The following is a 23,555-nucleotide window of genomic DNA, read 5'->3' as shown; positions in this document are numbered from 1 at the left end:
TTTTGCTCAAGAAGTGGTCGTAATCACAGAAATAGGGATATTGCACTTGGGAACCACGCCCACTGAGAAGAGGATGGGCGGGAAGGGGATGTCCCCTCCCTGGTTTAGGCAATGACGTTTTTAGTGTTGTATAGGTGCTGGGCCATCCGCAGAGAGCCGACTTCACCGGACCTTCCCACTAGTTTTGGCGCAACGATATACCGTTCAATATTACTTTCTGAGACTTGGGGAAAGTAACCACCGGCTAAGGCTAGGAATTTTTGTCTTATGCGATTGAATAGGTGCGCCTGTATCATCACTCCACCCCCCAGTATGATCCGCTGTGGTGAGTAGCAGCTGGTAAGGTTGACACACATAGTGGCCAGATACTCCGCCTCCAGGTCCCAGGCCGGGTGGTGTTGTTCCAGGTGTTGGCCACGCAGTCCCCAGCGCTCCTCTATCGCAGGACCTGAGGCCAGTCCTTCAAGGCAGTTGTTATGAAATGGGCAGTTGCCTTTAAAAGAATCCTTTTGGCTGTCTCTAGGCATCAACATATGCCCAATTTCCGGGTGCATAGATCCATTGATCAGCTGCCCGTCGATCATAATGCCGGCGCCGATACCGGTACCGATGGTGACGTAGACAAAGTTCTTTACATCTGTAGCGGCGCCGCAGAGGTGCTCTCCAAGGGCGGCGCCATTAACATCTGTATCGAAAGCAACTGGTACCGACAGGGCTTGGCTGAAGTAGCCAGCCATATTGGTATTGGACCAGCCAGCTTTAGGTGTTTGGGTGATATAGCCATAGTAGGCGGATTCTGGGTCCAGGTTTACCGGGCCAAAGCTGGCTATGCCCAGCGCAGAAACGGTGCCGTGGCGCTGACTGCTTTCGTGAAAAAACTGAGCGACCTTGGATAGCGTATGTTCTGGGTCGGTGGTTGGGAAGCTGGCTCGCTCACGGATGTCATTAATCCCAGCGGCTACCACACAGTTAAATTTGGTACCACCGGCTTCAATTCCGCCGAGCAAGGTATCTACCGCATTGCCTTGCCTTTCCATCCTAATCCGCTCCCCGGGTTACATAAGTTATTCGTATTATCAGTTGATGGTTGCTGAACTTACACCACTGATAGTTTATAGCTGGTTATATTGTTTCTGAAAGAAAAAAACCGAGCGCCGGTGGGGGCCAGACGCTCGGGGTTTGCAAAGCTATGGGCAGAACTGCAAACCACTTACTAGAGTAGGGAAGAACAACGATCAAAAAGCGTAATTGAAACTGACGCTGGTGGAGCGGCCACTGATAGCCCGTCCGCGTACTATGTCTCCAACTTCTGCGTAAGACTCTTCAACTTCGGTAACAACAAATTCATCGGTGAGGTTGTTTATATTAAAGGAAACGGTAAGGTCTTCTGTCAGGTAATAAGAACCAAACAGATTGACCAGGACATAACCTTCCTGTTTCAACTGGTTGGAGTCAGAAACAAAATATTCTGTAGACCCTTGGAGGCTTGCACCAAATGTAAAGTCATCACCAAAGTTATATTGCGGTGTAATCGTGTAAATGAAATCAGCTTGACGGCGCGGCGTATTTCCTACGACAGAACTGTCGTTGGCATCTTTTGAAATTTCGGCGTCGGTCCAGGTGAGGTTTCCATTTACGGAAAAGTCTCCATAACTGTAGGCTGCTTCCAGCTCGATTCCTTGGGCTTCATACTCGCGTACAAACGTTAAGCCGCTAGTGATTTCTGCATTGGTCTCTTCAGTGACCGTATTGAAGTAAGTTGCAAAGAAATCCAGATCGCCGGTTGAGAGTTTGTATCCAATTTCCAGCTGGTCCACAGAGTCGAAACCATCGGTGGTGTCAGTTAGGCTTCCGTCACTGTTGAGGGCGCCGCTAATTTGTAGAAGCCGATCGGCAATTGCTCGACCGCCCTCGCTGTAGCGGGCAAAAATAGCCATGCTGTCGTTGAGAATATAATTCCCACCGAGAGAGAAAGAGGTGTTGTCTGCATCGTAGTCAACGAGCTGGGTGGATCCATTGGCCATTGTGATGACGCCGCCGGTGAATCCAAAGGCATCGGAAGCGCTAGCACTTTCCACATCGCTGATAATACCATCGCCATTCAGATCGTAGTCTGTATCACCACCACAACAGCTGGAAACCAGGGAGCCTTTGGCATTGACCATATCGTGGCGGGCACTGACATCGAAGGTAAAGTCGCCGATGTCGATCGCCACATTCATATAGGGTGCATAAGTTTCATATTCCAGGTCCCAGGCCCAGGAAAGAAAGCTTGCAGACCAGACCCCATCATCTACCAGTACATCTCCGTTGGCATTGGCAGTTATGGTGAGGTTTTCAGAATTGCTGCCGTCAACAGTTTGAACTAGGGCATTCCAACTATTCCAGCTGGTTTTGATATTTTGGTTGGAGTAATAGAACCCACCGGAAACAACAATATTATCGCCAATTAATTTATCGACTTTAAAGTCGTTAACTATCAGACCCAAATCGTGTATTTCTGTATCAAAGAGCAGGTCGACATAGGCGAGGCCTTCGGCCTCTTCACCATTGGCATAAGTCACCGTTGTGCCGGCGCTACAGTCTATGGCCTCTCCGCTACTGCCTACGGCATTTGCACAAATGGTATCAGCCATATCCTGTGTGGATTGTGGTCCGTAATCGCCGAAAGTATCGGTAAAGGGGGAAATAAAGCTGCCGCTAACATCAGAAATTCTGAATTTGTCGGTAACAGTCCAGCCATCATTAAATTCGAATTTGGTTTCAAAGCCATAGGCTTCCACCAGAGATTCGATACCGTCGGATAAGTCGCGGGTTACCGGATTGCCGTAGGCATCAAAAGTGGAAATGTATCGATAATTATCGGAATGCAGGGTTTGGCTGCTGGCATCGAAGTTGGCAACCGTGCCGAATTCACCATCGCCCTTATAGGTTACAGGGCCAGGAAGATAAGTTGTTACCCGGTCATCGAGATGTTTGTAATAGAGGCGGACATAACCGTTATCAAACTCTTTGGTGAGGTTGGCCTTGAGTTGGCCGCCGGAATCCCCATCAAAGCCGGTCTCGCGGATGCCTTCTCCCTCTCTTAAAAATCCGCCGACATAGAATCGCAAAGTGTCATTCAAGTGGTGGCCATAGCCAAAGTCCAGGCGGGACTCATCGTAGTCCGCACCAAACGAAAGTCCTACATTACCACCTTCTTCTTCGCCGGTATTGCTGATCATATTGATCACACCGCCAGGGGAATTACTGGCAAAGGTGGAGGCAGAGCCGCCGCGTACGCTTTCTATACGTGCGAGAGAGGAGTCGGTGCGAACAAAGTTGTCAGTGTTACCGAAATTAATATCGCCGTATTCTAATACAGGCAATCCGTCTTCCTGGATTTGCATATATTTGGAGCCGCCAGTTGCCAGGGGAATACCTCTAACGGTGATATTTGCATTGCCGCCGCCACCGGAGGATTCCGCCCGAATACCGGGTAAGCTGCGGAACAGCTCTGCGGTAGAGCGCGGGGCGTACTTCGCCATTTCCTCAGTGTCCAGTGCACTAACGGATACGCTGGATTCCATCTTGGTAACCGGTCGAGCGGTTGCGGTAACCATCACCTCTTCAATTTCCGGCATTTCCTCAGCTGTTGCCGGTACCGCTACGCTGGAGGCCATGGCAACTGCCAGGGCTATGGAGTGTGGTTTAAAGTGTTTCTGTGTCTCTGAACCTGCTTGGAAGCCCTCTGCAATCACGGCGCTCTCCTCAATCATCTCTTATGGTTATTAGATTTTTCACGGCCCGTTCTCTGCGGGCTCGAGACTCTCTTCCTGTTACCGCATGGGTGGGACCTCTCCCCGCGAACACATTTATTAAATCACTGTGATTTAATAAAGGCAATACGAAAATTTGCGGAATTTACGTAGTGGAATCAGCGAATAGATAAGTAAACCAAGGGGAAGTAGTGATTTTCGCGGTATCGATCTTTGCTTTTGGTGACAGCGCTACTTGTCTTTCTAAGTAGCACTGGCTGCGGGAGAAGGGGGTACGGGGCAGTAGATGCTTCTGGTGAGCATCTACCTAAGGATTTGGTTGCGATTCCTGCCTGCTAGTCTTTGGCCAATCCCAGTTGTCCATCGTCCATAAACTCGATGCGTTTGGGGTCGCAGATACCGCCGATAAAGTTGCCCTCGGCATCGTCCCTATTAAAAGCCAGCAGATACCAATGTTGGTCCGGCCCCTGGATAACCCGGCCGGAATAGAGTGATCCCTGCTGGTCTGCGCCGATAAAGCCATCTCCAACGACTTCGTATGGGCCATTCAGATCATCGGCGATAAAATATTTTGTGCCAGTCAGTGGTGTACCCTGCATGGATTGTCGATGGGCAGCGCTGTGGAACTTTGTCGATACTGAGCAGAATAAGTAGTAGCGGCCATGGATGTATTCAATTTGCGGTACTTCCATTTCGCCATACCAGCCGGGAGCCAGTATCGGTTGCCCCACTTTCCAGTGAATTAAGTCCGTTGAGCTGGCATAGCCAACTGCGCCACGCCCATCAGGGCTGCCCTGGTTGCAGCGCGCAGTGAGATACATATGGTAGAGATTCTGCGTGGGGTCTTTAACGATCCATGGGTCACGCCAGGATGCATCGTGCCAATATTCAAGGTTCAGGCCATCGTAGAAATTGGGATCTAATTCCACCAGGGGGTTGTTGGGGTGTTTTTCCCAGTGTAATAAGTCCTTGGAAGTTGCCAGGCAGACCCGCTGAATCAGGCCTTTCTCCGAATATTTAGTACCGGTATAAAACATATACCAGGTATCGCCTTCTCTGTGTACACAGCCGGTCCAGGTAGTGTAAGAGTCTGCAGCTTCCTCACTGGCGGTTGCAGTTCGAGGTGAGGGTTTTAATGCATCCTGGAGCGTTGTCCAATGAATAAGGTCCGTAGAAATGGCATGACCGACAGATACATTCCAATGGCGCAGCTCAGGATCGCCCAGTGATTTATCGGCTTGAAGGTAAAATACATGGTACTGGTCGCCGTCCTGCGCGAACCAAAAATCCCATACCCATTTATTATCGAGATTAAATGCCATGATATTTACCTCATTGGTGCTGATTGGAAATTTTCCGGTGAGTTATTGCTTTGATTATTCTTAGGGAGCCCAGAGTTATTTTTATGCTTTTCTGGGGTTCCAATTAAGGCGCAATCAGGTAGATATTCTTCCTGGTATGCCGCCTTTTAATAGAACTGTTTTATCCGGTGCAAAAATTGAGTAAAAAGGCAGAATCGCACCGCCTGTGGCGATGGCGTCGACTCCAATTTTTCCACTGACAATTTTGGGCGCAAATACACCTGAAGGCGCCACCTGCTTTATCCTGCGAGAAATCATTTCGACCAGTTCGTCTAATAAAAAGCGGGGCAAATGCGCATCGACAATAATAGCCTCCAGGTCCAGTACGCTGATTGCCGATAGAAATGCATAAACCAGCGCATCTGCACAGTCGTCCAGCCACTCCTGGATCTGAGGGCGGGCCTGGTCCATTACCGTTTCAAGTTCGGAAGTGCTGGTAATTTCGATGCCGCACTCTCGTAAATGTCTGCGCAGCCCAAATAGTGAAGCGCGATTGAGGAGTAGCTCAAATGCTCCTTGATTTTCAGGGGTGCTGCTAAGTTTTGAGCGGGGCACTGGCAGGGAAACCAGGTTGCCCGCATTGCCATGGACGCCGGTTTCCAGGCTGCCATTTAATACCAGGCCTCCACCGATAAAGGTCCCGATATAAACGTAGAGAAAATTGGATATGTCTTGGCCATTGCCAAACTGCAATTCGGCAACAGCAGCAGCGGAACAGTCGTTCTCGAAGAAGACCGGCAGATGTGTGCGCTGAGCAACTTCTTCAGCAAAATTAATTTCCTGCCACTGGGCGGCAAGTTCTTCACTCATATTGAGCTCTTCGGTCCAGGCGCCGATAAACCAGGGCATAGCGATACCCACGCCCACTAGTTTCCCTCTGTCTTTAGCGGGTAGGGTATCAGTAAGTGCCTGGAGGCCCGATTCAATTTTTGCCAATAAAAATTCGGGCTCCGGGAATTCAAACTCGTGGCAAATTTTCTTTAGTACCGTGCCACCAAAATCCATTAGTAGCAGCTCGATATTGCGCCGTCCCACCTTGATGCCGACAGAGTAAGCACCAGTAGGGTTAATAACGTACATAATCGAGGGTTGGCCTTTGCCGCCCAGTCGGCGTCCCTCTCGCATCACCAGTCCTGCGTTTTCCAAATCATCGACAATCCGGGTAACCGCCTGAGCGGTGAGGTCAGTTTGGCGCGCTAGGTCGGACTTGGAGGCTGCGCCAGTCTTCCGCAAGGTCGTGAGCACCACTCGCTCGTTATAGCGGCGTAAACCACTGGAATTGCTACCTTTACCCATCCGTGCCCCCTGAGATGAAACGTGATCTGATCCGGCCACCGATTGTCCGGTTCTATTGTTAAAAGTGTAACTTTAAAGCCTTTGCTTAGTCTATTGGCTTCGTTGGCACTAAGATCCGAGTTTATATAACTTATTGATTAATATAGCTTTTTTTGTTTATTGAAGCTTGGCTTTACTTAATTAAATCACTGTGATTTAATTTTTGACCAAGTTCAAGCAAATCATTCTAAAAATACGCTGCTAGCAGTGAACGAGGAAGTTATGCCGGTCGATTTTGGTCTTCACCCAGTCGATGCGACCATTCTGGTCGTCTATTTTGTTTTCACCATCGTCCTTGGGCTCTTCCTAAGTCGCCGCCACGATACTGCAGAGGACTACTTCCTGGCAGGGAGGAAAATGGTATGGCCCTTGATTGGCTTATCCCTGTTCGCTTCCAATATATCGAGTACCACTTTGATCGGCTTGGCCGGAGATGCTTACAGCACTGGCATAGCGGTCTTCAACTATGAGTGGATGGCGGCGGTTATCCTGGTTTTCTTTGCCGTTTTCTATCTGCCGACAATTCTTCGCTCGCGCATTTACACGATGCCGGAAATGCTTGAGCGTCGCTTTAACAGCACCGCGCGCACTTATTTTTCGGGATTGACTATTTTCCTGAATATTGTGGTTGATACTGCAGGTAGCCTCTATGCAGGGGCCCTGGTAATGAAATTGATATTTCCTGAATTACCAATTTGGACCACGATTTCAATTTTGGCGGTGATCGCGGGTATCTACACCATCTGTGGAGGTTTGGCGGCCGTTATTTATACCGACACCATTCAGGCGCTGCTGCTGATATTTGGTTCAATCCTGATCAGTATTTTTGCCCTGGATCGCGCAGGAGGTTGGGAAAATGTTGTATCCCAGGTCTCGGCGGAACAATTGAGTCTGATACGGCCCATTGGTGATTCGAGCGTACCCTGGTTGGGGCTAATTACGGGAGTCACTTTGCTGGGCTTTTATTTCTGGTGTACTAACCAATTTATGGTGCAAAGGGTACTCAGTGCAAAAGATGTTAATCACGGCCGCTGGGGAGCCTTATTTGCCGGTCTGCTCAAACTTCCCGTGCTGTTTATCATGGTTCTGCCTGGCACTATGGCGATTGTTATTTTCCCCGAGCTAGAGCGCGCAGATATGGTTTATCCCACTCTGTTATTTGAGCTGTTGCCTGTTGGTATCCTGGGGCTAGTGTTGGCAGGTTTTGTTGCTGCACTAATGTCGCAAATTGATTCCACGCTTAATTCAGCTTCCACGCTGGTGACCATGGACTTTGTGCGGAAGTTTTTTCCGGGCCTAAACCAGCACCAGTTAATGCGTGTAGGTCAGCTGGTCACCTTTATCTTTATGATACTTGCCGTACTTTGGGCACCACAGATTGAAAGTTTTGGTTCCTTATTCCAGTATCTGCAGAAGGTACTTTCCTATGCAGTTCCCCCTGTACTGGCACTTTTCCTGATCGGATTCTTTTGGCGTGGTGCTAACTCCAAGGGAGCCATAGCTACTTTGCTGTTAGGCACCTTGGGCGGTGTTGGCCTCTTTTTTGTCAATGAAGTCTTCGACTGGACAAACTTACATTTCCTCTATATTGCTCCAATTTTATTTGTCTTCTGTTCACTGGTATTGGTGATTGCCAGCCTGCTTTATCCTACTGAGATTAGCGAAGAAGCCAAATCTTTCACTTGGTCTAAAAGCGATTTTGACACTGAGACCGTATCCCTGAAAGCACAGCCACTATGGAAAAACTATCGAGTTCAGTCTGTGCTACTGCTTGTGGTTACTGCGTTGGTGGTGGGTTCGTTCTGGTAGCGCGAAGTCAGATTACTTCTATTTTTCACCCCACAGGATGGAAAACTTAAACAATAAAGGCAATACAGGAGGGTTGGACACGGACGAAGTTGACAAAAGGTTGTACTCAGATAGTTGTATCCGTTTAAAAGAATAATCTTATAAAGAAGGTGTTGACTATGAAGTATTTCGTCACAGCGATGTTAGGTTTATTGGCTTCTGTGCAGATTAGTGCAGCAGAAAATATTTTGGATCAGTACTTTAATACATCAGATAATGGTGGGACCCTAAGGTACGATACAATATTTCAGTATGGTAAGAGCGGGAATGGTAGCGATTTCGATATGTGCGATAGCTATGTTACCACCCGAATCCCTGGAGACAAGATCACCGCTATAACCAGTTTTAGCGGTGATGAGAGAATCAAAGGGTTAAAACTCGAATACTTATATGCAGGAGATGAGGAGGTTGGTAAAACCACTATCTCCGGGTATCGAAAGTTGCTTGGTGCTACCGAATATATTCAGGGTTGGCGCTTCTATAAAAAGCGCGATGGCAATATTTCCAGGATTCGAGTCTACTTGAAAGACATGGCGGATAACTCAACCCGTGATATTACCTTTGGAGGTAATAATGGCTGGTATAAGTGGGAGGAATACCATCTAAGTATTGGAACCCGGTCAGTAGTTGGGTTTGCTGGTACTGCGAGTGATAGTAAAGTTTGGAGTATCTACCCTTGCGTTGCGGATCGTTTGGAGTTGGTGGAATCTGGAGTAGAGATTCACTGGGATCAGATTGTGGAAACTCCCAACAATACCAGGACATTCTTTGGTGAGAGATTGCTTGAGAACTCCGGCAGTATTGCCCAAAACGACAGTACAGAAGTTTGGTATACCGACGGGAAGAGTGAAACAGATACCTGGACTAATACTATGGGTATTTCGGTTACTGCTGGAGTTAGCTTGACCGAGGGTTACAAGGTCGGTGTTCCCGGCACTGTTGAAAATAGTGGCTCCATTACATTCAGTTTTTCTGAGACTTTTAGTGTTTCAACGACCGTTGGGGAAACATCGACCAAAAGCAACCAGGAAACTGTTAAAGATGCCATGCCATCTAATGTACCCGCCTATGGATTGATGATGGCGCGGATGATGGTGGAAAATAGCGAGGTTGAAGTTCCCTATACCACAACGGTCATGAATCCCCATAATGGTGATGAGTTCGAGTTGAAAGGAGTTATCAAAGGTTCCAGCTATTCCAATGCGCGGAAGCGCTGGGATGAAGTAGGGCGGGCCTATCCGACTCGTTATGAGATATACCAGAGTTATGCTTGGGTGATCGAGTACTATGGGTTGGAAAATGCAAGTTTGATAGATGATCCGGATATTTTCTAGATTGACATTGGTAAGAATTGACTGGCTCAAATTATAAAGAGTCAGTCAATCATATGAGATTTGGCTATTCATCCTGAAACCTGATTGAGCCTAAACGAATCCTGTCATCTTCGCATCCATAATAACTGAACCTAACAGTTTTTTGGGACATATAAGCGGAAAGTAGAAAAGACACCTTGGTGTTGTATATAGCAGATTCGTCATTAATAAGAAAAAAGGTGCTTTTACTCAAGCAGCTCACCTCTGTCTCTGGATTGACAAATCCTCTAAGTCTGACATCTACACCATTTGAGTGTACTTTCAAGTAATATATTTGCGCCTTCTCTGTCCAAGCGGCTTCACTGATAAGTGGCAGTGTAAATGGGATACTCAAAAGTAAATATTTTAGAGACTTCATCCTTGATTCCTTGCCCATTCATAAATGGTAATTAAACCCTTGCTCTCCGTGTTGGTTAACTACATCTTGTAAAACTATAGCAAATAAAGTCGCTTGAATAGGTGGCGCTCTGCGTCGTAAAGTGCTTTTCGAAGTAAGTATAAACGCCCATTCTGGCATAAAAATTATGCTTCCAGTTTGGGCGTGAATAAATTGAGGTCAAATGAGGGATATCACGCAGTAGTAGCTTCTGGCAATTTCAGGTCACTCTTTTGAGCAGTGGCAGATATTTGAGTGCTAAATAGCTTCCGTGATAGCAAGGCAGCCATAAATGCCAAGACAAATAAGGCGCTAAACACCATTCCGCCGGTAATAACCGTAGCTAGACCGCGATAGATCGCTGCGCTACTTCCGGGGTTAAGCACTAAAGGGATATTGCCAAAGATACAGGTAATTGTCGTAAGCATAATGGGGCGGACACGCAAGTTGGCAGCCATATATATCGCCTCTAATTGATTGGCACCGTTTTGCAATGATTTATGAAATTGGTTGACTAGTAGTATTGCATTATTAACTACCAATCCCATTAAGATCACAAATCCTATCATGGTTATTACATCCAAACTATGCGGAGTAAATAGATTTAAAACTTGTAAGCTAAGCATTCCGCCTGCGAATGATAAGGGTACAGCACAGAGTACTGCTGCTGCTAACTTTGCGGACCTTTGGGCGAAATACATTAATAAGGCCAATACTGCGATAGCTGCTGCAAAAATCTTTAGAAACTCACTGAGGAACAGGTTGAGTTCATTGGCGCTACCTCTAAACTGTGTATGAAGATCATTGTAGGAACTTTCTGATAAAAACTCTTTCACAGATTGATCAACATCCTCGACAAAAGACTTCATAGCAACGCCTTCGGGAGGAGTTAAGTTTATTGATGCGCTCACTTCCTGGCCGACACGAAGTATACTGGCTGGCGCTTGAGTGATTTTGGCGTCGGTCAATTCACGTAGAGGAATAAAACCGTGATTGTTAATCAGTATCTCTGTATTTAGGAGTATCTCAAGATTTTGCGGTTCTCTTGCTTTAAAGTAAAAAGGAAGAGTATTGGTCCCCGTATAGAAGTGGCCAATATATATTCCATCGGTTAAAGCCATCAGGTGATGATTTAATTCCGATATCGTAATACCTAAACGAGCTAATTGTACTAGCTTGGGTTGAAATTCAATACGAACCGCTCTATTTTGAAGTGCGCTTCCTTCTTGAATTTGCGCGTCTGGAAACTCTAAGCGTAAATGGCTCATCAGCTCACTCCCTGCCATCTGTAGTCGAGATAGCTCCGCCCCTTTGATATCTAGCTGGCTAATACGGTTATTGGGTAGGGCAAACCTTAGTAAACCACCTTGTCTGAAATGTATTCGAGTCCCAATTAGTCCAAAGAGAGCGTTTTCATTTAGCCAACTCTTTAGTTCTTCAAAATCCCAGTCCCCTTTTGTGTATAGATAGAGATTGCAATTATTTGGGTTGCAAATTATTCCATAGGTTGAAACTTGGTTCTCTATTTCTTCTCTATTGGCTGTGATTCTATTTACGACCCGTTCCCCAATTTCATTTTTTATGGTCTCTGTAGATAAAGGACTTTCAAAGTTGATATAAACAGAGACCATATTTTGTTTAGGGTCTGGGAGGACATCAATGTCAGGGCTGGAAAAGAAGGTAGCGATGAGTGCGACGGGTAATCCTAACAAAATCACAGTGGAGGCTAGCTTAGGATTTCTTGCAGAACGGATAGAAAGCTTCACCCACCATTCAAGCACCTTATTGATTTTAATACTACTGGATCCCTCCTCAGAAATTTCTGCTTTTCCAAGTAAGTATCTGGCCAATGAGGGTAGTATTAGTAGAGCAAACAATAGTGATGCTAATAATGCACTTGAAATTGTGAAGGCCAGATCTTGAAAAAGCTGCCCTGTTGCTGACTGCATAGCAATAATGGGCAAGAATACGATAACACTGGATATTGTAGATGAAACTAATGGGCCCGAAACTTCTTTAGTTCCCCGCGTGATACTTTCCTGAATATTTATACCCTGCTTGCGCAGTCTTTGAATATTTTCTACGACAATAATTGCCGCATCGACCATTAACCCGATAGAAAGCGCAATCCCTGCAAGTGAAACAACGTTCATACTTCTACTTCCAAGAAACATTCCCAGAACTACCAGAGAGATACAAATGGGAATGCTTAGAAATATCAGGGTTAGAGTTCTGGGGTTACGTAAAAACCAATAAATAACCAGGCAGGCGAGTAGTGATCCCAGCAAGAGGCTTCCGTATACCAGGCTGAGGGAATTCCGAATACCCGTGGAGTCATCCCGGCTTATGGCGAGCTTCATCCCCAATTGGTTTAACTCTCCATCATTTAATTCTTCTATTGTTGATTTGAGCTGGGCGATGGTTTCTAGAACATTGACATTTTCGGTAGGGCGTAGATAGAAGTATAGAGATCTATTGCCTTCAAGGGCAAAGTATAACCAATCTGAAGCTACACGCTCTTTTACCGAAGCAATATCCGAGAGTTGAATGATTTGGCTTTCTCGTGTTGCGATAGGTAACGTTGAGAGTTCCTCTAGTGGGATCTGACCCTTGAAATGAAGGGCATAATCTTTTGACCCAATTTTTAGATTTCCACCCGATCGATCTGTTAAGTTGTTTAGATTTTCGGTTATCTCACCAATGGTTAAAGAGTACCGAGTCATCTTTTCCGGGTCGAACTCAATATCGACCCGTTGGGCAGTGGGTGTGCCGGCTTCTTCAATGGACTGTACACCAGGAACTTTACTAAAGGCTGGCTTAACATGATTTATAAACGCGTCGATTAATTGAAGTTCGCTAGCCGGTTTCTCAGAATATAGGAAAAAGGATCCAAGCGTAGCCCCTGCGCCATTTGCAAAATTGAATACATCCGGTGTGCGAACTTGTGTTGGCCAATTGGGTACTTGGTTGATTTTGGAGAGGACCTCAATATACATTTGCTCCATATTTGCTTCCGAATGGAAGTCAATTACGGTCCAGGCCCAGCTACTATTAACATTGGTTTGCAATTCTTTTAGGTGGCTTAGGCTGGAGAGCTCCTGTTCTAGCGGAGCAATTAGTATTTGTTCTATTTCTTCTGCGGTCTTTCCAGGCCAGGAGGTTGCGAGTGCAATTTGTGGGCGGTTAATAGATGGAAGTAGGGCATTTGGCAAATTTAGTCCAGCTATAATACCTGCAATAACTAGTGCGAAACTGCAGCTTAAAACTATTGAGCTATATTTTTCAATGGAGTTCACGTGGCTGTCCTCCTGGTTGGAGAGACAGCTTGATTGGGCTCCAACCCTTCGTGGCCTTTCACCACCAATAGATCTCCTGGTTTGATCGTTGAGCGTACAATAAAGTGATTTTGAAGAGTATCTATTATTTGTATGTCTTTACTAACAATTCTTTTATCGCTATTCACAGCCCAAACTTTATATTGGTGGCCTTCGAGTAGTACTGCATCACTTGGAATCTTGGTGATAAGCTCTTGTTGGCTCATGCTCGAGAGAGAAGTCAATACTGTCATCTCAAAACGCTGTCCAACCAATAAGGACTGAAATTTCTCTCTACTCGCTTCAAAATAGAGGTTTAGGTTCTGTGTTTCCGGGTGAACTGTATAGCTGATATTTCTAAGCGCAATATCTTGTCCTTCCAGCTTAAAACTGCTATTTCGCTCTATGTCATTTTTATCTAAATGCTCTTCAGGAATGCTGCATTCAACTTGGGCCGTCGTAATGGGAAGCAGCTGCATGATTTTTTGTCCCGGATTAAGTCGTTCCCCAGGGTTGGCTTCTATACTTAATACCTGGCTATCGGCTTGTGCAAAATGCTTCAGTTTTTTTAATCGGTACTCAGCTATTTTTAGCTGTTCCTCAAGTCTTTGCTTAGTTAATCTGTGGGTATCTACATCTAGTTTAAGATTGTTTAGGTGCGATGGGGATACCATATCGGATACTCGAAGCTTTACTAGTCGGCCCAGCTCTTCTTCGGCGTAATTAAGGTGGATTTTTGTAGTCTCTATATCTGTGCGGATTATTTCAATTTCTTGATTCAGGTAAAAGTCATCTTGCTTTGCCGCCAGTTCGCCTGCTCTGATAATGGAACCTGTTGGTTTTACGTGTGTAAGCTCTGCCTCAGCGTGGCTTGATATTTGGTGTAAAGGGGGCATAGCCACTGAACAATAGATATTTGTACTAATAAATTGATTCCAGGAGTCTACCGGTTCAACTAGAACAGGAATTCTATCCATGGCAAATAGTTTTGAGCTAGACAAAAGTATTGTTAGGGAGAGTTTAATAGTAACCATATATTTAGAAATGATATTTTTCATCCTAAGGCCCTGAATAAAATTATTTTCATATCTCAAGGTGTTGCGCAATTTTCCGGTTAGAATATATGCGATCCGTTGCTGCCTGAAAGCCTATGTCTGCCATTAAGATATATTTGAGATGCTTTATACACAATTCGTGTTCGATAATATGAGAATCAGAAGGGATGAATGGTTTTCTTTAAATTAAGTGGTTGAATCAGAACGATTAGTTTCAATTTAGGAGATGTATATTTTTAATATTGATTTAGGTTTGCTGGGGTTATATTGAAGGTATGATTTGAGGTTTTGATAGCTTAATTGCACATTGGTTCCAATTGGGGGGGGTGGTGTCCACTTCGGATATTGTTACAATTGCTGGCTTTACATTGAGGAGATTTGATTATGGGTTTTAAGAATATTTGGATGGTGGGTGGTCTACTTCCAGTATTGCTGTTTTCTTCTGCGAACTCTGCATCAAGTAGTATTTATTGTGTTGGTAAAGTTGAAGATTGGGATGTTACTAAGGCAGGCTATTTTTACGTGGATGGCGATTGGAATAGCTCTGATGAATCACAGCGAATGTGTAATGTCACAGCGGAGTATGACGGGGTTAGCGTTGAGGTTTGCAACGTTTGGGTTTCTGCGATAATGGCTGCTACCGTTGCACAGAAAACAGTAAAGGTTAAATATTTAGATGTAAATAGTTGCAGTGCCGATGATCTGGGTACCTGGTCAGATACCGTTGCGACGCCAGAATATATTCGTTCTTACAAATAAGTAGGTAGTATTTGAGCGGGGGGTTGTAGGCAAGCCCCTCTAATTTGAGCCCTAATAATTAATTAGGGCTCAAATTTCTTAAATTGGGCTCTGGGGTTACTAGTCAAGGATATCAATAGATGTGGCTGATTCGCAATCGCTGGTGTCATCTGCCCAAACATCTATTTTGCTATTAGAGACCAATGCAGCGGTTAATGCTGAGTAAGCTCTGTTCATTGCATCAATATTGCCATCACCATTAATAAGGGCTGAATCGAACTTGATTCGTGAGTCCGCACAAGTGCCTGTTTCGCCTGACAGATCTTTGGTTGTGGTTATGCTCTGGACGGTAAACTCAGAATCGGCGACTGTTATTGCTGGTGTAAATAATAGGAAGCCTGGGGCAACTTCCAACTTCATGATTTCGCCAGCAGGTTTCGAGGTGGTTATATAATATGGCTCTTAGGTTTTCTGGGCCTATTAGGGGAATAAAGATACCCATAGAGCCTAAGATATCAGATTTCTCATACTGCTTTAAAGAATATTAGCTGGCGTAGGGGTTGTTATTTCAGCGCATCTCATCTAGGTAGTCATGATAGAGTTCGCTGCACCTTTTAACTATAGACTTCCGCTTTTGAGACATAATTTTTATGTATAGCAGGGCGGTCAATTTTTGTACTTAATTAATAGAACTCTACCTGATAGTTTGGTAGGATCGCGGCGTTTTCTGTATGTCGGGCAAGAACGCTTAATTTTGTGATGCTGATACCGCTAAATATTGGGCTTATATAAATAAGGCTGTATTAAAGCATCGAATCATCACTAGGCGCTAAATTTGATCGGGGTTGGGGGAGTAGTGAGAGATTTTGCTTCAATGGTAGAGTTCGGTCGGGTATCGGCTGGCCGGTTAGTTCAGTTGGTGTTAATAATGTGCTTGATGGCAGTCTCAGCGATTGCAAACGCACAATACTATATTTATGCCCCATCACAATCCTCAAGTGGCAGCTATACGGTTAAAGTAAACTGGGGATATATAGAACATATAACGATCAAGGAGTCAAAGCAGGGTGAGGGGCAAATCCGGGAAGTAACCCTTGCTTATGGCGAAGATCTTGACGTGAGTGGCTATAGTGAGGGTGTTTATACCTATCTGGCTACAGTTAAGCTGATAGATGAAACAAATACCGGTAGGGATGTCACTTACACGGATAGCACTGAAGTACTCAAAGCCTTGTCATCCCCCTCTAGTGCTTCTATTAGCGATTCCGCAGGTACGCTCGGCGATACAATTGATCTCACTTGGAGTGCGGTTTCTGGCGCAGATTACTACGATATAGAGTTTCGAGTGGATTCTGGCGTATGGCAGGATCTAGATGAGGTGGATTCCGATCAGCCTAAATCTCTGAGTGTTGAGCTGCTACACGCAGGGTCGGTAGAATTTCAGGTACAGGCGTGTAAATTCAGTAATTACGGCACTGGGAATTATATCTGTAGTAGCGGTGAGGAGTCTGAGGCAATTGATGTCTCTTTGCCTATATCTGCTCTAGATTTCTCATTGGATAACTACGGCTATGCCGTCTTTGTTGATGACTACAACAGTGACGGTTTCTTGGATTATCACTTTTACAGTAGTGAAAGGCTTCTCATTTTACATGGTGACATTGCCACTCCTATTACGTTGCCCCCCAACCCAATCTTTACTATTTATGGTTCCGAGCCTAGAACTTGGTTTGATGGGGATACCCATTATCTGGAATATGAAAATATTTCTGAAGTCCTATTGGCTGACGCGGTCCAACTAACCTTCGGAACTGATTACCTGGTAGGTGATTTTGATAACGATGGACAGGTTGATTTCCTGTTCCGTGGTGAATCAGATGGGGAATTGCCATTCATTGTTTATGGTATTAATCAGTTCAGCTACCCCTCTGCAGCTGACGATATTGAAAATGAAACCTTGGCAGGGTTGGTTAATGATCGTAGTAATAGTATTTACATTGATGATGTAGGTGGTAATGGATCAGATGACCTTATTATTGATTCTGGAAGTAGTCTAATAGCAGATACCGCCTACTTATCAGTTTCTGGCATGCCTACCACAGAAACTGAACTTATTGAGCCTGAGCTGGAAAATGCAAATATTGCTAGTAGTCTCTCAGGTACTGCAGCCGTCTCCCCTTCTGGGGCTGCAACCTATAATTTGCAGTTAGAACTTCCTCAAGGTTCAGGTGGCCATACTCCCGAACTGTCCCTTGGCTATTCTAGCCAAGGTAGAAATGGCTTAATGGGGTTAGGTTGGGGAATCTCAGGCCTTTCTGTTATCCGTTATTGCCATCGGACCTTAGTGCATGATGACTCAGAGGTGCTGCTTGGTGAAAAAGACCGCTTCTGTGTGGATGGACAGCGTTTGGTTATTACTAGTGGTAGCTACGGATCTGTTAATTCTACTTATGCGACTGAACTAAATAGCTTCCGCACCTTTAAGGCTACTGGCAGCGGCAGTATTACAGGATTTGAGGTAACGACCAAAGGTGGTGAGACCGCTTACTACACAGTTAACAGTGGGGGCGACTCATTTGTCCTCGATAAGCTTTACGATAGTTCGGGCAATAACGCCATAGAATACTATTACATAGAAGATAGTAATGGCTTTAGAGTTGACCGCATAGAGTATGCTTTTGGCACTGGCTCTGAAGCAAATGCAGTTATTCAGTTTGAATACGAGAGCCGCTTGGACTTTGTTCCCGAGAATCTCATGGTGGGTGATTACCCATTGAAACGCCGCCTTAAGGCGATCTCTATTACTAATAATGACGCTAGTTTCAGGGAGTATAACCTTGGCTACTTATATGAATCGCCAAGCACTGAAAACCCTCCCCTAAGTCGCCTATACAGTATTCAACAGTGTGTTGGGAATAGTTGTTCAGAGGCAACTACTTTTGACTGGCAGGTAGTAGACGCCCTTGGATTTAGTTCCACAGAGTATACAACCATGAAGTTCCATTCCAATGCCAACAGGTTCCAGCCTGGGCGTGTTGCTGACTTGAATGGCGATGGAATGGACGATTATATTTGGTTCTATAAGAACAGTGATGAAGAGCGATACCTACAGGTTGCTTTGTCAGATGGCGAGAAGTGGGATGTTCAGGACACCAACCACTCAATAAGAGCCTATTACTACCTGCGTTATGACTGGAATCTGTTGGATTACGATGGTGATGGTCAATTAGACTTTATTCATCGACAAAAAGATAATAGTTGGGCTGTGAGGCTGTTTGACGGCACTAAATTTTCTTCGACGGCAACAGTGATCATTCCTTCCGGAGCGGGTACTCAAAGTGTTTTATCTGATATTACCGGTGACGGCTTAGGTGATCTTATTATCAGAGATACCGATAAAAAAGGTATCAGTTTCTATTATGCTCAAAGAGGGCAAAACGGGGTGGTTTCCTATCCAGTCAGCCCTAGTAAGTCTATTGCTGTACCCGATGATTCAACAAGCGAAGTTTGTGAATCTTCTATAGAGATTGGTGATTTACACTCTATGGAGGTTATTGATTCCGATGGGGATGGTCGCACAGAGTTTTTAGTGCCCTTTACTCGTAAATGCAATAAAACCTATAGAGACTGGAGAAAAATTACTCTTTCTACGAGTATATTTTCAGGCTTCACCCAGGAGGAGGCTAATACCCATAATTATATCTGGCTTCCTGCAGACCTTAATCATGATGGCCTGACGGATATGATCCTGAAGGATGAAAATGATGATTGGTCTTATACCTTGTCGGATGAAGGTGATTTAGATAACTACATTGCTTTGTCGGAAGTGACAGGGAAAAAGGTTCAGCTGGTTGATTTCAATCATGATGGGTTTCTAGATATCGTTTGGCCTGGAGACCAGTTAAAAGTTAAGTTGTGGAATGGCAACGGCTTTGATGGCGTTATTGAAACAAGTATATCGGCTGGCTCTGGTGATAGTATTCACGCAACTTACGCCGATATAAATGGAGATGGATTCCAGGAGTACGCGCGAATTTATGATGGTGAAAGCAATCACTACGTGAACTTTTATGCGCCAAATGCTTCATATTCTGCTAACAATGTTATTAAAGCAGTAAATGGTGGCTTGGGCGAAGAATCCACTTTCACATATAAGCCGTTAACGGATACGAGTGTTTATGTAAAAGGGCAGGGAGCTGCGCTGCTCGATTACGAGTCTCCCGTATTTGATATTGGTGGAACCAGCTACATAGTCTCCCAGCTTGAGTTTTCCATGCCCACGGCTTCCAGCGCCAATAATACTGAGCAGCTTACCTATAACTATGAAGGCCTGCGCTTCCAGGGCGGTGGTCGCGGTAGTTTGGGTTTTGAGAAAATAACTACGACAGATAGCCGTACTGGGTATACCACAACAACTTTCGCTCAAGAATTCCCTTATATCGGGATGCCTTTGAGTGTTAAGAGGTACACGCCTCAAGGTAAGCTGCTCTATAGCCAAGCCAATACGCTCGCCAAGCGTGGAAGCTCTACAGCGCCCTATTGGCCGTATACCCAAGAATCTACAGAAGTTTTCTACTTGCTCAAGAGTGATGGCGCTGCCGCAGGTAGTAAGTACAAAACCGTGGTTACTGAAAACACTTATGATGATTATGGCAATCTCGAAGAGTCCACGGTAAGTACCAAAAATGCTGCAGGTGGTGTAGTACAAAAAGTTGTTCAAGAGAACGGGTTCGATGGGGAGACCTGGTACCGAGAAAAAGGACGGGTTACCAGTACTAAAATTACCACTACTCGCGGCAGTGATGTAGAGACTCGGGAAGTATCTTTTGAGTATTACCCGGAGGGCGGAAGTCAGTATGGCTTACTAAAAGCAGAGCATATTGAGCCCGAATACAGTGGTGAGGACGCCGCTGAAATTAAGCTGTCGACGACCTACACCTACGACGATTATGCAAATCGGTTAAGCACAACTAAAAAAGCAACTGAGCAAGCTTCAGAGCCGAGTCGTACAAGCTATTCAGAATATGATGCGGATAAGCGCTACGTCGATAAGGTAAGGGATTCTGATAATCGCTTGCTCTCTGAAGTGGTGAGTCGCGATGATATGGGGCTGCCCACCAAGACCCGAACTTACCTGGATGCCTCGGCTTCTAGCTATGTAACCACGACTTACGAATATGATGCCTTTGGCCGTGAAACTTACAGGGCGACTGACGGTGCACCCTCGGTAACTACCGAATATGGAATCTGTAGTGGTTCGGAGTGTAGTCACAGCGATGCTGCCACCTATGTGGTGGCCACCAGTGAAACAGGGGCTTATTCCACGACCTATTTCGATATGCTCGGCCGCCAGTTGCGCCAGGAATCCACGGGCCTCACCCAAAGCCAGATTATTGTTACCGATACGGAATACGATGAACTGGGCCGGGTTGAGCGACAAAGTGAACCTTATACCAAGGGCACCGTTGCCGAATACTGGACAACCAATTACTACGATCTGAACTCCAGAATCACCTCTGTAGAGCTGCCAGATAGCAATACAGTGAGTAATTCCGAGCTGACGCTGGAAAATAATCTGGTGGTGGCTACCAGCACCAACCCAGGTAGCCAAAATCGCACGGAAAAAACCAATGTCTTGGGTGAAGCGGTTTATATCCAGGATCATTACCAGGGCACGGTGGAATATCAGTATGACCCGGTAGGTAATGTGACTGAGGTTATCAGTCATGGCCGCTCCAGTGAAAACCTGGGTATTACCATTACCGCCAATTACGATGCCCGTGGACGCAAAGTGGCCATGTCCGACCCGGATAAGGGCGACTGGACTTACACCTACAATGCGTTTGGTGACCTGGTTGAGCAGGAAGATGGCAAGCAGCAGCGCACGGTCACTGAGTACGATCACTACGGCCGCCCACTGAGTCGCACCGACTACACGGCTGCCGGCAGTGAAGAGGGTCATACCCGCTGGTACTATGACGATAAAGATGCTGCTGGTGTTTCGGTTGCCAACGCGCTCGGCAAAGTGACCGCTGTCGTGATGTCTGCAAGCGCCAATGATGAGCAGTGCTACACCGGCACAGCCCACTATTGCGCGATCTATTCATACAACTCCCTGGGGCAGCAGACCGCGGTAGCAACAGGCCTCGGCACTGTGGGGAATGAAGAGTTTTTTGCCTCAAGTGTGGGGTACGACAGCTTCGGCCGTCCCCAGTATCAGTACGATGTTTTGGATGGCGAAGTGTCCAATGGTGCAAACGGTATCACTAGCGGTATCCAGGAGCACTACACCAATACCGGCGCTTTGGAATATGTCACCGACCTGAATACCGGACGTGAAGTATACCGGGTGCTCAGCTCCAATAGCCGTGGCCAGGTAACGGACTTTGATATCAATAGCGGCGGTGTTCGTATTAGTAATGGCTACGATAGCGCCACCGGACGCCTGTTGTCGCAAAAGGCCGATAACTCCGCATCTGCGACTACCGTTCAGCAAATGGCTTACGGCTGGGATGCCGTAGGTAATCTGGTAAGCCGCAACAACCAGCGCACCGGCAAGAAGGAATCCTTCTGCTACGACAACCTCAACCGCCTGTTGCAGGTTAATGCCAATACCACCAGCACCAGTAGCTGTAATTCCGACGCTACTGACACCCAGTATCAATACGACAGTATCGGCAATATCCTCAGCAAAGATGGTGCAGCCTATCTGTATGAAAGTGCCAAGCCTCACGCCGTTACCAAGGCAGCCGGGGTGGATTACGCCTACAACGATAGCAATGGCAACCTGACTTCCGATAGCACCGGCAGGGCGTTCACTTACACCACTTTCGACAAGCCGTCCCTGATTACCAATACCCAGAGTGGTGACAGCACCACCTTTACCTATGGTCCGGATCGCGCCCGCTATCAGCGTGTCGACACCCGCTCCGATGGTGAGGTGGTTACCACCCTCTATCTGGGTGGCGTAGAGCGGATTCATTATCAATCTGAAGGAAGCTACCACTGGAAGCGCTATCTGCCTGGCGGTGCCGTATTTACCTACGAAACCAACGGCGCCTATGAGCAGCAATCCCTAACGGAACGCTACCTGCTCACAGATCATATTGGCTCCACCGATGTGGTACTGGATGAAAATGGCAATGTACTCGAAAGCCAGAGTATGGCCTTTGATCCCTGGGGTAAGCGCCGCGATAGTGATTGGGACTCCCTGGAGATCAGTGACCTGATCGGTAGCAACTACCAGCTGATGGATAGCCTGAATGAGGTCACCACTCACGGCTTTACCGGCCACGAGATGGTGGACGCCCTCGGCATTATTCATATGAATGGCCGTATCTACGATCCCAACCTGGGCCGCTTCCTGCAAGCGGACCCGATGATTGATGGAGTTGAGGATACCCAGGGCTATAACCGCTATAGCTATGTAAAAGGCAACCCGCTGACCTTGACTGACCCTACTGGTTACTATAGCTGGGGAGACTTTAAAAAGGATACTAAAGAGGTCTGGGATAGTATTGCTCGTAGGGGTGTTCAGGTGGGTACCGATTCGAATGGCAATTATAGTTTTAGCATCGGCCAGAATCCGGACCATGCGGGTTTCTGGGCTCCACAAGGCGCAGGTGGTGCCCAGGCACCAGAGGGGGCTTCTTCTGCGACCTTTGCCAGGGATAACAACGATAGTGTCGAATTTTATGAGTATTCGGGACAGGGTGGTTATCAGAATGGTGGTGGGTTTGATGGGCAGGTTAGTTTGTTGGTGACGGGCCACCTCATTACACAAAGTTCTGAAAGGATATCTAGTAAAGGCTTACCACCATGGGCATCAAAGGTTAGTAATGTAGTTGACTTGAATTTAGTAACTACTGCAGATGACAAAATGGGTGGCTTACCACAAGATAAACGGGAGTTTGTAAGGCTACTTGAGCAAGAGATTATCAATGTTTACTTACATATTGCTGATCGAAGAGTTGAAGCTTTAGTATCTGGTGATACTCAGCTAGCTGATGATTTTTCTAAAGCAATGTATGGCATGCGTATCGCGAGCTGGAAATACGTTAATCAGAGAGGTGATGGTGGAAAAGAAGCTGAAGCTGATACTGTTATGCAGCGAGTGCGAATTGGTGAAGAGGTGTATCTGAGAGCTGGTGAAGTGAGCATAACGTTTTACAGTGGAAGCTATGACGCTTATGTAGATGGTTCAGAAGCAGTGCGTTCAGCAGGGTATTTTGTTGATCTAAAGCCAGGTTTGCATGCAGTGAGGGGTCTTATTACCCATGAAGTTGGACATACAGTACCTCGGAATATGATAACTGAACGAAAAAAACTTTCTGAGAAATCTAGAGAGCGGGCTGCGGATGCTTTTCTGCAGAAGGTATATCCTGGTGTGTATTAATC

The 23,555-nt window shown here is 46.0% G+C and carries 11 protein-coding genes; 4 read left to right on the top strand and 7 right to left on the bottom strand.

From position 1 onward, the window contains the following. Positions 1-104: 104 nt before the first annotated feature. The 4 genes from P0078_RS06340 to P0078_RS06325 all read right to left on the bottom strand — a co-directional run bounded on the left by P0078_RS06340 (position 105) and on the right by P0078_RS06325 (position 6,415). Positions 105-1,037 carry an ROK family protein gene (locus tag P0078_RS06340; protein ID WP_282933615.1) on the bottom strand — a complete coding sequence of 311 codons (933 nt, stop codon included), beginning with the start codon at positions 1,035-1,037 and terminating at the stop codon, positions 105-107. A 198-nt stretch (positions 1,038-1,235) separates the two neighbouring features. Then, entirely contained in the window at positions 1,236-3,758 is a 2,523-nt protein-coding gene (locus tag P0078_RS06335; protein WP_282933614.1) for a TonB-dependent receptor, read from the bottom strand. Positions 3,759-4,093: 335 nt separating this feature from the next. Then, entirely contained in the window at positions 4,094-5,080 is a 987-nt protein-coding gene (locus P0078_RS06330) for a glycoside hydrolase family protein (RefSeq protein ID WP_282933613.1), read from the bottom strand. 114 nt (positions 5,081-5,194) lie between these two features. Then, entirely contained in the window at positions 5,195-6,415 is a 1,221-nt protein-coding gene (locus tag P0078_RS06325) for an ROK family transcriptional regulator (RefSeq protein WP_282933612.1), read from the bottom strand. A 246-nt stretch (positions 6,416-6,661) separates the two neighbouring features. On the opposite strand from P0078_RS06325, the gene P0078_RS06320 reads away from it, so the two are divergent. Both P0078_RS06320 and P0078_RS06315 read left to right on the top strand, forming a co-directional pair. Continuing rightward, positions 6,662-8,263: a sodium:solute symporter gene (locus P0078_RS06320; protein WP_282933611.1), complete on the top strand. Its 1,602-nt coding sequence runs from the start codon at positions 6,662-6,664 to the stop codon at positions 8,261-8,263. A 158-nt stretch (positions 8,264-8,421) separates the two neighbouring features. Then, positions 8,422-9,636 carry a hypothetical protein gene (locus P0078_RS06315; protein WP_282933610.1) on the top strand — a complete coding sequence of 405 codons (1,215 nt, stop codon included), beginning with the start codon at positions 8,422-8,424 and terminating at the stop codon, positions 9,634-9,636. A gap of 609 nt (positions 9,637-10,245) precedes the next feature. Here the strand turns inward: P0078_RS06315 and P0078_RS06310 are convergent. Then, entirely contained in the window at positions 10,246-13,347 is a 3,102-nt protein-coding gene (locus P0078_RS06310; protein WP_282933609.1) for an efflux RND transporter permease subunit, read from the bottom strand. Continuing rightward, positions 13,344-14,423 carry an efflux RND transporter periplasmic adaptor subunit gene (locus tag P0078_RS06305; RefSeq protein WP_282933608.1) on the bottom strand — a complete coding sequence of 360 codons (1,080 nt, stop codon included), beginning with the start codon at positions 14,421-14,423 and terminating at the stop codon, positions 13,344-13,346. Before P0078_RS06305 ends, P0078_RS06310 begins: the two co-directional genes overlap by 4 nt. Before the next feature lie 381 nt (positions 14,424-14,804). On the opposite strand from P0078_RS06305, the gene P0078_RS06300 reads away from it, so the two are divergent. Continuing rightward, entirely contained in the window at positions 14,805-15,179 is a 375-nt protein-coding gene (locus P0078_RS06300; protein WP_282933607.1) for a hypothetical protein, read from the top strand. A gap of 99 nt (positions 15,180-15,278) precedes the next feature. Here the strand turns inward: P0078_RS06300 and P0078_RS06295 are convergent, their stop codons facing one another. Further along, complete coding sequence (locus P0078_RS06295) at positions 15,279-15,578, bottom strand: DUF5992 family protein (protein WP_282933606.1); 300 nt, start codon at positions 15,576-15,578, stop codon at positions 15,279-15,281. Between the two features lie 436 nt (positions 15,579-16,014). Here P0078_RS06295 and P0078_RS06290 point away from each other — a divergent pair, with 436 nt between their 5' ends. Beyond that, complete coding sequence (locus P0078_RS06290; RefSeq protein ID WP_282933605.1) at positions 16,015-23,553, top strand: RHS repeat-associated core domain-containing protein; 7,539 nt, start codon at positions 16,015-16,017, stop codon at positions 23,551-23,553. Positions 23,554-23,555: the final 2 nt, after the last annotated feature.

It is taken from the genome of Microbulbifer sp. VAAF005, from assembly GCF_030012985.1.
Lineage (GTDB): Bacteria > Pseudomonadota > Gammaproteobacteria > Pseudomonadales > Cellvibrionaceae > Microbulbifer.
Note: the sequence above shows the minus strand (reverse complement) of the source record. Positions and strands in the feature narration are given on the sequence as shown.